Source organism: Amycolatopsis sp. PS_44_ISF1, from assembly GCF_032335455.1.
Taxonomy (GTDB): Bacteria; Actinomycetota; Actinomycetes; order Mycobacteriales; family Pseudonocardiaceae; genus Amycolatopsis.
Genome location: NZ_JANUXO010000002.1, coordinates 1,848,938 through 1,861,539, shown reverse-complemented (window position 1 = coordinate 1,861,539; position 12,602 = coordinate 1,848,938). Strand labels below are relative to the sequence as shown.

Genomic DNA, 12,602 nt, shown 5'->3' with positions numbered 1-12,602 from the left:
GATCTTTGATCCGGTAGCTCAGGCGGGGAGGCAGGCGTCGGGGGCAGGGTTTCGGCAATGCACCGGTTCCCCGGCGGGTGATGCCCGCCGGGGAACAAATTGCCGAGATTACCGCAGGGTTCCTGTGCCTTGTCCTGACGCAACGGATCAGGGCAAGCGCCAAAGCTGGCTGGCGCCGGGATCGTGACACGTCTGGATCACCAGTCTGGTGCCGTTGGCTGTGCTGCCTGCGGGGTTGTCGAGACACTTGCCGGACTGGAGATTGGACAGGGATTCGCCACCATTGGTGCTCCAGCGCCATCGCTGGGAGGCAGTGCCGTTACACGTCCAGAGTTGGAGCAGGGTGCCGCCGGCGGTACCGACGGCGGCGACGTCCAGGCACTTGCCCAGTGCGCGGATGCTGCCATCATCATGGAGGGTCCATTGCTGGGCGGCCGTGTGGTTGCAATCGTAGAGAGCGATCGCGGTGCCGTTCACCGAGTTGCCTGCTGTGACGTCCATGCACTTGCCGGTGAGCAGGGAGTTCACCGAGCCGGACGGGCCTGTGGACGCGGTACCGGCTGGTACGGTGAACCACTGGGCGCGGGTGGTGGCACAGGTGGCAGTGCGCAGAGCGGAGCCCGGTGCCGAGGTGCCGGTGGAGACGTTCAGGCAGAGTCCGGACTGCGGGTTGACGAGTTCGCCGTCCTGCTGATTCCACTGTTGGGCCCCGGTGCCGTTGCACGTATACAACTGAACCTGGGCGCCCGGGGTGCGCGAGCCCGCGTCGACGTCGAGACATTTGCCCAGGGCTCGCAGGGTTCCGTCGGAGGCGATGGTCCATTGCTGGTTCGCAGCGCCATCGCAGGTCGCAATCTCCACGGGTGCACGGTCTGCGGCTGAGCCGCCCCGGACTGCGACGCACGTGCTGCCCTCCTGCGAGACGACGCCACCGGTGGGGCCGCTCGGGCCGGCCGGCCAGGTGATCTGCGAAGAGTGGTAGTAGCGGATGCCCAGAACGTCCCAGCGCGGACCCTGGGCGGCCAGGCGATTCGCAAAGCCGGTGAAATCATGGGTACTTCGAGGAGACCAGCCCAGCTCGGCGTAGGCGGGCAGGCGGGGAAAGGTGAGGTAGTCGATGTCCTGAGGCGTGGTTACCGTCTCGGTCCACAACGGCGCCTCAACGCCGCGGATTGCGGAGGCGGGAGCGCCGGTCAGGAAGGTGCCCGGATCCCAGTCGTAGGCGGCCTGCACGTCGATGATGGCCGCCCAGGTCAGGCCGATGATCGTGGACGCGTCGTACTTCTGGTCGAGGTAGGCGCGGCTGGCCGGCGCCAGGATCACGCCGGTGCCGTTGGCTGCTGCGGTAGCCAGTGCCTGGTTGGTATTGGAACGGTCCCAGTCCACGGCGATGGTGGATGGTTGCAGGGTGGAGCCCACGACCTGGTTCCAGCCGATCGCGATCTTGCCGTGCTGGACGACGTCCTGCTGAGCCCAGGTCATGAACTCGGCGTAGTCGGCCGCGTTCGTGCTCTGCGATTCGTCCCCGCCGATGTTGATGTACGGGCCGGGGGTCAGCGCGGCGACCTGGCCGATGACGTCGTCGATGAACGCTTCGGCGGCCGGTTTCGCGGTCATGCACAGGGAAGTGAGGCCGACGGCGATGCCGGTGTAGACAGGTGCTGCCCGGCCACTGCAGGTGAGCGATGGGTATGAGGACAGGGCGGCTCCGGTATGACCCGGCATGTCGATCTCGGGCACGATCGTGATATATCGTGCGGCCGCGTAGGTGACGATCGATTGGTAGTCGGCTTGGGTGTAATAACCGCCCGGGCCACCACCGACGCCGGTGGTGGCGCCGATCTCGGTCAGGCCCGGCCAGCCGTTGATCGCCAGCCGCCATCCCTGGTCGTCGGTCAGGTGTAGGTGCAGATAATTGATCTTGTAGAGTGCCAGCTCGTCGATGTAGCGCTTTACGGTGCTCACCGTGGAGAAGTGACGGCCCACATCGAGCATTGCTCCCCGGTAGCCGAATCGTGGGTGGTCCACGATATGGACGCCGGGCAGCGTCCAAGATACGGCTTGAAGGCTTCCGGATTCGATCTGCGGGGGCAGTAGCTGGCGCAGAGTCTGTACCCCGGCGAACAAGCCCGCCGGCTGCTGAGCACGGATGACGACACCGGATGCCGTCGTGTCGAGCTGGTAGCCCTCCGCGCCGACGGAGTCGTCCGCGCCCGACAGCAGTAGCGCGATCCCGCCCGCGGGCGTTGCGGAGATGGCGGTGACGGGCAGTGTGTAACCGGTGGACGGGCGGAGAATCCCCGCCAGGTAATTGCCGATCCGGTTCGCGGCGTCGGAGGTCGCATCGGTGTAGACGACGGTGGCGTTCGTGACCGGATAGGATCCGCCCTGGGCGGGCTGAAGCAGCGCCGGCTGGGGAACGATGGCAGTCATCGATTCGGGGACGGCCACAGCGGGGGCTGCCTGGGCATCGGATGCCGTCGCAACTCCGTATATGGCGAAGGTCGCGGCGGCGACCACCGCGACCGCGCGGCCCAGAAGCCCCGGACGGCCCGGCGGTCTCGCACCGGCAAACCCTCGTCGCATGCGCTGCACTTCTGCTCTGTATCGGCGCACAGTCACCTCGAACCTCCAACGAACGTGCTCTGCCTTTGCGCAGGCACTCAGAACCCGGGTTTGCCGTCGAATGTCACGTTCGACGGACTCCGCCGAGAACCTCGGTCAGTGAGCCATATGCGCGTAGATGATCTTGGGGAGCTTCTCCCCTCCTGTCGATATCGCCTCAGTCGCTGTCGGCCGCTCAAGGGAGTTCGACAACTCTCCCCGGGAAGCTACCGCCATGCGAGCGATTGGTCTAGACATCGGACGGGAATCTCTCTCTCGGAGTCGATGGCTCACGGAGCAGCGTGCGCCATCCCGTCGCGCACCGGTACCGGTCAGGTGTCTGCGGTTCGCAACGGGCTCGTCGTGTTGCGGCGCGTGAGTCCTTCAGCGGGGTGCACTACGGCCGAGATCTGCCGGCCTTCGGACGGCGTGGATCGGTCGGGTGGGTCAACTGGAGACAACCTGATCCCGCCCGAGCGCAGGCCTGTCTCACAGAATCCCGGTCCGAGCCGGGCAAGTGCCCGTCGTTGCTGCAAGAGGGCGTCGTGACGGTTGACGACGTCGCGACCGCAAAGGCTCACCGGTCGGAGGCGGGCAGCTCTGCGGGAGCTCTGGCTAGTGCTGTACCTGCCTGGTCGGCGGCCGCAGCGGTCGCCGACCAGGCAGATGCATGATCCGTGGATGCCCTCGGAACGTCCATGACGAGTATTTGTCGTGAGTCGCGCCCGGCCGTGTCACCGATCGCGCGGCCGGTCACCCGAAGGTGGGCAGACCTCCCACCTTGGTGCTCCAGATGCACTACGAGAGTCCGCGGTTGAGTAGGCAGCGGAAGTCGCTGGCTCCGCGTCGAATGTCGCCGGCGAATTAGTCCAAACCCGTCGTCTCGGTATAAGCACACCCGCGGTACCTCCGGGGTGCCAGATGACTGCGGGTGTCGGATTCGTCCGAGTTGCAGGTCGGCTGCGGGGGCTGCTCTGACGTGGGTGGCCATGACCGTTCAGCCGGCCTCTCCGACCGTGTGCGCTCGCGGCGCGCACCATCCCTCCGAAGTGTCGGCGATCTCGACGTCGGAGCAGCTATGATGTATTCATCTGATGTCTGATGAGGGAGGCGGCGTGCAGGTCACCGACGCGGCGATCGAGAAGATCAAGTCGATGATCGTCAGCGGAGAGCTGCGTCCGGGGATGCGGCTCCCCAAGGAGGCGGAACTGGCGGAGCGGCTGGGGCTGTCGCGGAGTTCTCTGCGTGAGGCGGTGAGGGCGCTTTCGCTCATTCGCGTGCTGGATGTCCGCCAAGGTGACGGCACGTACGTGACCAGTCTGGAGCCGCGTCTTCTGCTCGACGCTCTGGGTTTTGTCGTTGACTTCCACCAGGACGACTCCGTGCTGGAATTTTTCGAGGTGCGACGCATTCTCGAACCTGCGGCCGCGGCTATGGCGGCCCGGCAGATGTCGGAGGCCGGGCTGATGGCATTGCGGGAGATCCTTGATCGGCTCGGAGAGAACCCGACTTTGGATGAATTGATCGACAACGACCTCGAGTTTCACCGCGCCATCGCCATAGGCTCCGGTAATACGGTGCTGTGCTCCCTGCTGGACGGGATATCTGGCCCCACAACCCGGGCGAGGATCTGGCGTGGACTGACGGAGGAAGGTTCTGTGCAGCGCACGTGCGTGCAGCACCGGGCCATCTTGGATGCCCTCACCGCGCGCCGGCCGGAGGAGGTCCAGGCATGGATGACCGTGCATATCGCCGAGGTCGAACAGTGGCTGCGGAAGACGTTCGCGCCGAGGAACGCGGGGCCTTCGGTGTAAGGAAGTTCCACGTTGTGGGCGGGTTCTGGAGTGTCGCCGGGTAGACCGCAGTGTATGAAGTCCCTCCGCACGGGCAATGCTGTCGTCCCTGGTCAGACGGAGCGCTTCCGGGGTGGCCGCAGGCCGTAGATGCGGATTGCGTTGTGGAGGAAGATCGTTTCCTGATCGGCCGGGCTTACGCTGCCGGTCAGCCGCTCGGTGAGGTGGACGATATCCCCGTAGTCCGCTTTCAGGGTGCAGACCGGCCAGTCGGAGCCGAACAGCACCCGGCGGGGGCCGAAGGCGTCGAGGACTGTGTCGGCGTAGGGCACGAGGTCTTCGGCCCGCCAGCTGTGGGCGGTCTCGGTGACCAGGCCGGAGAGCTTGCAGACGGTGTTGGGCAGGGCGGCCAGGCGGCGCAGGCGGGTCGCCCACAGATCGTGTGCGCCGGTGGCGATGGGAGGTTTGCCGCAGTGGTCGAGAACGAAGGTCAATGAGGTGAGTCGGGAGGCTGCAAGCGTGGCGGCGGGCAGCTGGTGCGGTGTGATGACGAGGTCGAAGGTGAGGCCCGCCTCGGCGACCGCGAGCAGGCCGCGGTGTACGTCGGGGCGCAGGAGCCATGCCGGTTCGGGTTCGTCCTGGATTTGGTGACGGATTCCCACCAGACGGTCTCCACCCGGTGATGCACGCAGTTCGGCGATGCGTTCGGCGACGTCGGGTGCGGTGAGGTCGGTCCAGCCGACGACTCCGGCGATCAGGTCGCTGCGGTGGGCGAGGGCCAGCAGTTCGGGAGTCTCGCCGGCGACGCAGACGGTCTGGACGACGACGGTGCCGACAACCCCGGCCGCACTCGCTTCGGGCGTGAGGTCGGCGAGCGAGAAGGAGCGGGCGAGGGGTGCGAGGGCCGCGCCGGTGATCCAGGGTTGCGGCCGGACGGCGAGATCCCAGAGGTGGTGGTGCGCGTCGATGATCCGGTGTGGGGTCACAGGTTCCACACCACCGGAAGGCCCGCTGAGGTGCCCTCCGGGGAGTAGTCGTGAACGACGTCGAGGAGCTTCTCCATCCGGGTTTGCCAGGCGATGTTGACCGGCAGGTGTTCCAGCTCGGCGAGGAGCCGGGCGTAGTCCTCGCATTCCAGAAGATGAAACAGGTGCTCGCCGCTGCGCCAGATGGTCCAGGAGGTGACGCCGGCGGACCGGATGGCGGCGGCGAGTTCGGCGGGCACCTCGCGGTGCGCGGTTTCGTATGCGGTGATGTGTTCGGCGCGGACGCGGGTGTGCAGGGCGATTCTCACGAGTTCTCCACGATGATGACGTGCAGGGTACGGGGGCCGTGTACGCCCTCGACCCGGTCGAGTTCGATGTCGCTGGTGGCGGAGGGGCCGGAGATGAACGTCAGCGGCCGTGCGGGGTCGAGGCGGTCGAGGGTGTCGGGGACGTCCCCCGCGATCTGGTCGGCGTCGATGATGCACAGGTGGTAGTCGGGGACGAGGGTGAGGGCGCGCCGTCCTTGTCCGGGACCGGTGTCGAGGACGATGGTGCCGGTGACGGCGATGCCTGCAGCGGCCAGGGTGAGCGTGCCGTCCACGGCGTTGAGGGCCGGGATGTCGAGTGGTTCCGTATGCCACTGCCAGTCGCCCGGTGGCAGCAGTTCGATGGGAAACCCTTCAGGGAGGGCAAGGTACCCGGCGCCGCGGGCGGTGAGGGCGGCGGCGATGGCGGCGGGCAGGTGCGCCCGGTCGGTGCGGGTGACGGCGGCTTGGTAGTCGGTGACTCGTTCGGCGAAGAGGGTTGTGATGTCATCACCCGGTTGGGCATGGCGGCGCCGGTAGGAGCGGGGTATGGGGAGATCCTCGGGTCGTTCACCGTCGGGGATGCCGGCAAGGGCCGCGTGGATGCGGCCGATGATTGCTTCGCGACTGCTCATCGGTTGCCCTCCCGGTTCTTGCGCCACCAGGTACGGAAGGATTCGGTGGGCGGCGCGGGGGTGTCGCGGGTGTCGGACCAGCCGTGCAACGGACCGGGCAGCCGGCCGATCCACCCGTCCCTGGCGAGGACCCGGCCGCTGAGCGCGGCGGCCTTCTGGGCGACGGAATGCAGTCGTGGAGCGTCGAGGACGGTCGCGGCGGCCTTCATGGCCAGCGTCTCTGGACTGAGGGAGCCGCGCTTGGCGTCGACGGCGTGGGCTCGTAGGTGCGTCAGCACCTCCGGGATGTTGATTTTCACTGGGCAGGCGTCGTAGCAGGCTCCGCACAGGGTGGAGGCGAAGGGCAGGGTGGAGGCGTGTTCCACGCCGATGAGCTGGGGGGTGAGGACGGCGCCGATCGGCCCGGGGTAGACCGAGCCGTAGGCGTGGCCGCCGGTGCGTTCGAAGACAGGGCAGACGTTGAGGCAGGCCGAGCAGCGGATGCAGCCGAGTACCTGCCGGCCGACCTCGTCGGCGAGGGTGTCGGTGCGGCCGTTGTCGAGCAGCACCAGGTGAAACTGCCGGGGGCCGTCGCCCTCGGTGGTGCCGGTCCAGGTGGAGGTGTAGGGGTTCATTCGCTCACCGGTGGAGGAGCGTGGTAGCAGCTGAAGGAAGACCTCCAGGTCCGCCCAGGTGGGGATCACCTTCTCGAGACCCATGACGGTGATGAGCGTGTCGGGCAGGGTCAGGCACATCCGGCCGTTTCCCTCCGACTCCACCACCACGACTGTGCCGGTGTCGGCGATGGCGAAGTTGGCGCCGGAGACCGCGACTTTGGCGGTGAGGAACTTTGTCCGCAGATGCAGGCGGGCAGCTTCGGCGAGCTCCCGCGGGTCGTCACCGAGGTTGGCGGGAGCGGGCTGTCCCCAGCGGGCCATCTCGGCGGTGAACAGGTCACGGATTTCGGTGCGGTTCTTGTGGATTGCGGGGACGAGGATGTGGGACGGACGGTCGTCACCGAGCTGGACGATGAGTTCGGCGAGGTCGGTTTCGTACGCGGTGATACCGGCCTCGGCGAGGTGTTCGTTGAGGGCGATCTCCTGGGTCGTCATCGACTTGATCTTCACCACCTCCCGTTCGCCGGTGGCCTGGACGAGCGCGGTGACGATGCGGTTGGCCTCGGCGGCGTCGGAGGCCCAGTGCACGGTGCCACCCGCGGCGGTGACGGATTCCTCTAGCCGTTCCAGGTAGTGGTCGAGATGACGCAGGGTCTGCTGCTTGATCGCGGCGCCGGCCGCACGCAGATCTTCCCAGTCGTCCAGTTCGGCGGCGGCGGCGATCCGCTTGTCGCGGATGGTGGTGGTGGCGCGCTTGAGGTTGGCGCGAAGCTGGGTGTCTTTCAACGCGCTGCGGGCGGCGGCGGGGAAGGACGGGGAGCCCAGCCAGACGACGCCGCGGTCATGGTGGGTGCTCGTCATACCGTTCCTTCGGTGGCGGCCAGGATCTCGGCCAGGTGCATGGTGCGCACGCGGGTGCCCCGGCGGGACAGGCCGCCGCCGATGTGCATCAGGCAGGAGTTGTCGGCGGCGCACAGGACGTCGGCGGCGGTCGAGAGCACCTCGTCGGTCTTGTCGGCGAGCATTGCACTGGACGTCTCGGCGTTTTTGATGGCGAAGGTACCGCCGAATCCGCAGCAGGAGTCGGCGGACGGGAGGTCGACCAGGTCGATTCCCCTGACCGCCCGCAGGAGCTGCAGCGGCCGGTCGCCGAGCCGCAGTCCGCGCAGGGAGTGACAGGTGGGGTGGTAGACGACCTTGTGGGGAAAGGATGCTCCTACGTCGGTGACGCCGAGGACGTCGGTCAGGAACTCGGTGAATTCGTGCACCCGGGGCACCAGCTCGGCGACCTGCTGCCGGAGCCAGGGCTGGCCGTGGCCGTTCGCGAGCACCGGGTGGCTCTCGCGGACCATGCCGGCGCAGGAGGCGGACGGGGTGACGACGGCGTCGTAGGAGGCGAACGCGCGTACGAAGCGGGTCACCAGGGGGACGGCTTCGCCGCGGTAGCCGGTGTTGAAGTGCATCTGCCCGCAGCAGGTTTGCTCGCGGGGGAAGTCGACCGTGTGGCCCAGGCGTTCCAGGACGGTCACCACGGCCCGCCCGGTGCCGGGAAACAGGGTGTCGTTGAGGCAGGTGATGAACAGGGCGATCCGCATCAGCCCGCCTCCTGCAGGGTGGGCACGTCGGCGGGGAGCAGTCCGCGGTCCTTCAGTTCTGCCCACAGCAGGTCCGGGATCTGCTGGTGGAGAAGGGCCGCGGCGTCGTTGACCTCGGCTGCGTTGCGGACGCCGACCAGGACGGCGGCGACGGCCGGGTGCCCGAACGGGAACCGCAGCGCGGCGGCGCGCAGCGGCACTCCGTACTTCTCGCAGGCGGCCTTGAGTTCGAGGGCCCGCGAGAGCATCCCGGCGGAGGCGGGGGCGTAGTCGAAGGTGGCACCGGGGCGTGGGTCGGCGAGCAGGCCGGAGTTGAACACGCCACCGACGACGACGCTGACGCCACGCCGCTGAGCCAGCGGAAAGAGGTCGGTGAGTCCTTGCTGGTCAAGCAGGGTGTAGCGGCCGGCCAGCAGTATCGTGTCGATGTCGGTGTCACGGACGAAGCGGCCAAGCAGCCCGGTCCGGTTCATTCCCACGCCGATCGCGCCGAGCACGCCTTGCGCGCGCAGACGTTCCAGCTCCGGGTATGCCTGCTCCAGGGCCTGTTCGGCGTGATCGTCGGGGTCGTGCAGATAGACGATGTCGATGCGGTCGAGACCGAGCCGGGTCAGGCTGTCCTGGATCGACCGTCTCACGCCTTCGGCGCTGAAGTCCCAGCGTCGGCGATGGGTCGCGGGGACGGCGAAGCCGTTAACCAGGTCGTCCCCAGCACCGGGGGCTGGCTCGAGCAGCCGGCCGACCTTGGTGGACAGCACGTACTCGTGCCGGGGCATGGCGCGCAACAGGTGACCGAGGCGCCGTTCGGAGAGGCCGAGACCGTAGTGCGGGGCGGTGTCGAAGTACCGGATCCCGCATTCCCAGGCCGCTGCCACCGCCTGTTCCGCCTGCGTGTCGCTGACCGTGGTGAACAGGTTGCCGATGCCGGCTGCGCCGAAGGCAAGTTCGCTGACGTGCACGGGGCTGCGCCCGAGCCGATTGCGGCGCAGGATCATGGATTCGGCTCCGGTCGCAGGCGGAGCCCGGCGATGCCGCCGTCCACTGCGAGGGCGGTGCCGGTGACGCTGCCGGCGGCCGGGGAGGCGAGGTAGGCGATGGCCGCCGCCACCTCCTCGGCGCTGACCAGCCGCCCGGTCGGCTGGCGCCCCTCGAGCGCGGCCCGTTCGGCGGCCGGGTCGGCGGCGGCGGTCAGCAGCCGTCCGACCCACGGGGTGTCGACGGTGCCGGGGTTGACGCAGTTGACCCGGATTCCTTCGCGGACGTGGTCGGCGGCCAGCGCCAAAGTGAGCGAGAGGACGGCGCCCTTGCTGGCCGAGTAGAGAGCACGGTGGGGGAGCCCCGCGGTGGCCGCGATGGAGCAGGTGTTGACCACGGAGGCGGATGTGGAGCGCCGTAGGTAGGGCAGGGCGGCGCGGGTGGTGCGGACGACGCCGAGCACGTTGACGTCCAGGACGCGGTGCCACTGCGCGTCGGGGTTGTCCTCGACGGTGCCCGCGGCGCCGATGCCCGCGTTGTTGACCAGGATGTCGACTCCGCCCAGCACGTCGGCCGCGCTGTCGACGGCCGAACGCACCGAGCGGTCGTCGGTGACGTCGGCGACGAAACCGCGAAGCGGGCCGCGGGCGCCGCCTGGGTCGATGTCGAGCACGGCGACGTCCGCTCCGCGCGCGTGGAGCAGGTGCGCGGTGGCCAGACCTATGCCGGAGGCGCCACCGGTGACCAGGGCGGTGAGTCCTTCGAGGTCGGTCGTCACAGGCATTCCTCTCGCTTCGGTTCGGCCAGGTCGGCGGCCCAGAACGCTCCGCCGGGATAGGTGAAGGTGTCGATGGCGGCTTGATGCATGGTGGCGGAGAAGCCGGGCTCGCCGGGAGCCCGATAGTGACCGTCGCTGATCACCACCGGGTTACGGAAGTGTTGGTGAAGATGGTCGACGAATTCGATCGTCCGGTCCTCGGTCGTCCCGGAGAGGGCGACATAGTCGAACATCGACAGGTGCTGGACAAGCTCGCACAAACCCACACCGCCCGCGTGCGGGCAGACCGGGACGCCGAACTTGGCGGCGAGGAGCAGAATCGCCAGGTTTTCGTTCACACCGCCGACCCGGGCGGAATCCAGCTGGAGGATGTCGATGGCATCGGCTTGGAGCAGTTGCTTGAAAATGATGCGGTTCTGCACGTGCTCGCCGGTGGCGACCTTCACCGGCTGGACGCCGCGGCGAATGGCGGCGTGCCCGAGAACGTCGTCGGGGCTGGTGGGCTCTTCGATCCAGTACGGTTCGAATTCGGCCAGCGCGCCCGTCCATTCGATCGCCTCGGCAACATTCCAGCGCTGGTTGGCGTCGATCGCCAGCCGGATGTCCGGGCCGATGGCCTCGCGGGCGGTGCGGCAGCGCCGGATGTCGTCGGCCCGGTCGGCGCCGACCTTCAGCTTGATCTGGGTGAATCCGTCGGCCACCGCCTGCTTCGCGAGCCGGGTGAGCTTCTGGTCTGAGTAGCCGAGCCACCCGGGCGTGGTGGTGTAGGCGGGATAGCCGCGGCGTCGCAGATCGGCGGCTCGCTCGTCGGCGCCCTGCCGGCCCTTGGTCAGGAGCTCCAGTGCTTCCTCGGGGGTCAGCGCGTCGGCTATGTAGCGGAAGTCGACCTGGGCGACCAGCCACGCGGGATCGGCGTCGGCGAGCAGCAGCCACAGCGGCTTGCCCTGGCGCTTGGCAGCCAGGTCCCACACGGCGTTCATGACGGCGCCGATCGCCATGTGCATGACACCCTTCTCGGGCCCGAGCCAGCGAAGCTGACTGTCGCCGATCAGGTCGCGGTAGAGGGAACCCGGGTCGGCGCACAACTCGGCCACCGGTCTGCCGATGATGTGCTCGCGTAGCGAAGCGATAGCGGCGACCTGGACGTCATTGCCGCGGCCGATGGTGAAGGTGAAGCCGTGGCCGTCCTGTCCGCCCGCGGAGGTACGCAGGACGAGGTACGCCGCAGAGTAGTCGGGGGCGATGTTCATCGCGTCGGATCCGTCGAGCTCCCGCGAGGTCGGGAAGCGGATGTCGTAGGTGTCTACGGCGATGATCCGCGCTGCGGTTGTGGGCAACTCGGTGCCTTTCACGCGTGGACAAAGGTCTGGCGCTGGGTGCCGAGGCCGTCGATGGACAGCTCGACCACATCCCCGCCGCGCAGGTAGGGGGAACCGGGCAGGCCCAGGGCCACCCCGGCCGGAGTGCCGGTGTTGACGACATCGCCGGGGTACAGAACCAGGTACTGGCTGAGGTACCAGATGAGATAGGCCACCCGGAAGATCATGTTGCCGGTATCGCCGTGTTGACGGGTGACGCCGTTGACCGCCAGCTCGAGCTTCAGCGCCTGCACGTCACCGAGCTCGTCCGCAGTGACCAGCCAAGGCCCGAGAGGGTTGAATCCCTCGCACGACTTGCCGAGATCCCATTGGGTCGAATACTCGAGCTGGAACTCCCGCTCGGACACATCGTTGCTGATCGCGTAGCCGGCGATGCATGCGGCCGCCTCGGACGGATCGTCCAGGTATCGGGCCTCGCGACCGATGACGACCGCAAGCTCGACCTCCCAGTCGGTTTTGGTCGAGCCGCGAGGGATCGGCACCGGGTCGCAGGGGCCCACGACCGTGGAGGGGTCTTTCATGAAGACCACCGGACGCCGGGGAACAGCCGCGCCGCTTTCCTCGGCGTGATCGCGATAGTTGAGGCCAATGCAGACCACCTTCCCGGGGCGGGCGATCGGCGCGCCGATCCGCACGCCGGCCGTATCGAGGACCGGCAACGTCCCCCCGGCCCAGGCCACTCGGGCACGGTCGACACCGCCGGAGGAGAGGAAGTCCCCGTCGATGTCCGCTGTCAGGCTTGAGAGGGCGTACGCCGTACCGTCCGTGTCGAGGATTGCGGGAGTCTCCGACCCCAGCGGCCCGAGCCGCACCAGCCTCATGAGCTGTCTCCTGTTCTCGATCCGAGGTCGAGGCTCTCCACCGACCAATACATCGGATCAATCCGATCGCCCTACCTTAGAAGCTGCAGCCTGACTGCACAAGAAGCCCTCCGATGTTTGCCGCCGCCCAGCTGA

At 67.9% G+C, this 12,602-nt stretch carries 11 protein-coding genes; 1 reads left to right on the top strand and 10 read right to left on the bottom strand.

Annotated elements, in window-relative coordinates:
* Positions 1-147: 147 nt before the first annotated feature.
* Positions 148-2,586, bottom strand: coding sequence for a family 20 glycosylhydrolase (locus NYF13_RS22645; RefSeq protein ID WP_315660390.1), 2,439 nt, complete (start codon positions 2,584-2,586; stop codon positions 148-150).
* Positions 2,587-3,719: 1,133 nt separating this feature from the next.
* Between NYF13_RS22645 and NYF13_RS22640 the strand changes: the two genes are divergently transcribed.
* Positions 3,720-4,418 (top strand): FadR/GntR family transcriptional regulator, encoded by a 699-nt coding sequence (locus NYF13_RS22640; protein ID WP_315659443.1) that lies wholly within the window; start codon positions 3,720-3,722, stop codon positions 4,416-4,418.
* A 92-nt stretch (positions 4,419-4,510) separates the two neighbouring features.
* Here NYF13_RS22640 and NYF13_RS22635 read toward each other — a convergent pair whose 3' ends face one another.
* The 9 genes from NYF13_RS22635 to NYF13_RS22595 are packed head-to-tail and all read right to left on the bottom strand — an operon-like array spanning position 4,511 to position 12,467.
* The gene (locus tag NYF13_RS22635) at positions 4,511-5,383 is read right to left on the bottom strand and encodes an amidohydrolase family protein (RefSeq protein ID WP_315659441.1); all 873 of its coding nucleotides are present in this window, start codon (positions 5,381-5,383) and stop codon (positions 4,511-4,513) included.
* The gene (locus NYF13_RS22630; protein WP_315659440.1) at positions 5,380-5,691 is read right to left on the bottom strand and encodes an L-rhamnose mutarotase; all 312 of its coding nucleotides are present in this window, start codon (positions 5,689-5,691) and stop codon (positions 5,380-5,382) included. Before NYF13_RS22630 ends, NYF13_RS22635 begins: the two co-directional genes overlap by 4 nt.
* Positions 5,688-6,323: an LUD domain-containing protein gene (locus NYF13_RS22625; protein ID WP_315659439.1), complete on the bottom strand. Its 636-nt coding sequence runs from the start codon at positions 6,321-6,323 to the stop codon at positions 5,688-5,690. The genes NYF13_RS22630 and NYF13_RS22625 overlap by 4 nt, the downstream gene beginning before the upstream one ends.
* A complete protein-coding gene (locus tag NYF13_RS22620) occupies positions 6,320-7,780 on the bottom strand; it encodes a LutB/LldF family L-lactate oxidation iron-sulfur protein (protein WP_315659438.1) in 1,461 nt (486 codons plus the stop codon). The genes NYF13_RS22625 and NYF13_RS22620 overlap by 4 nt, the downstream gene beginning before the upstream one ends.
* Positions 7,777-8,514 (bottom strand): (Fe-S)-binding protein, encoded by a 738-nt coding sequence (locus tag NYF13_RS22615; RefSeq protein ID WP_315659436.1) that lies wholly within the window; start codon positions 8,512-8,514, stop codon positions 7,777-7,779. The genes NYF13_RS22620 and NYF13_RS22615 overlap by 4 nt, the downstream gene beginning before the upstream one ends.
* Positions 8,514-9,509 carry an aldo/keto reductase gene (locus NYF13_RS22610; protein WP_315659435.1) on the bottom strand — a complete coding sequence of 332 codons (996 nt, stop codon included), beginning with the start codon at positions 9,507-9,509 and terminating at the stop codon, positions 8,514-8,516. Before NYF13_RS22610 ends, NYF13_RS22615 begins: the two co-directional genes overlap by 1 nt.
* A complete protein-coding gene (locus tag NYF13_RS22605; protein ID WP_315659434.1) occupies positions 9,506-10,267 on the bottom strand; it encodes an SDR family oxidoreductase in 762 nt (253 codons plus the stop codon). The genes NYF13_RS22610 and NYF13_RS22605 overlap by 4 nt, the downstream gene beginning before the upstream one ends.
* On the bottom strand, positions 10,264-11,619 hold the full coding sequence (locus NYF13_RS22600; RefSeq protein ID WP_315659432.1) for an L-fuconate dehydratase: 1,356 nt from the start codon (positions 11,617-11,619) through the stop codon (positions 10,264-10,266). The genes NYF13_RS22605 and NYF13_RS22600 overlap by 4 nt, the downstream gene beginning before the upstream one ends.
* Complete coding sequence (locus tag NYF13_RS22595; RefSeq protein ID WP_315659430.1) at positions 11,616-12,467, bottom strand: fumarylacetoacetate hydrolase family protein; 852 nt, start codon at positions 12,465-12,467, stop codon at positions 11,616-11,618. The genes NYF13_RS22600 and NYF13_RS22595 overlap by 4 nt, the downstream gene beginning before the upstream one ends.
* Between the last annotated feature and the right edge of the window lie 135 nt (positions 12,468-12,602).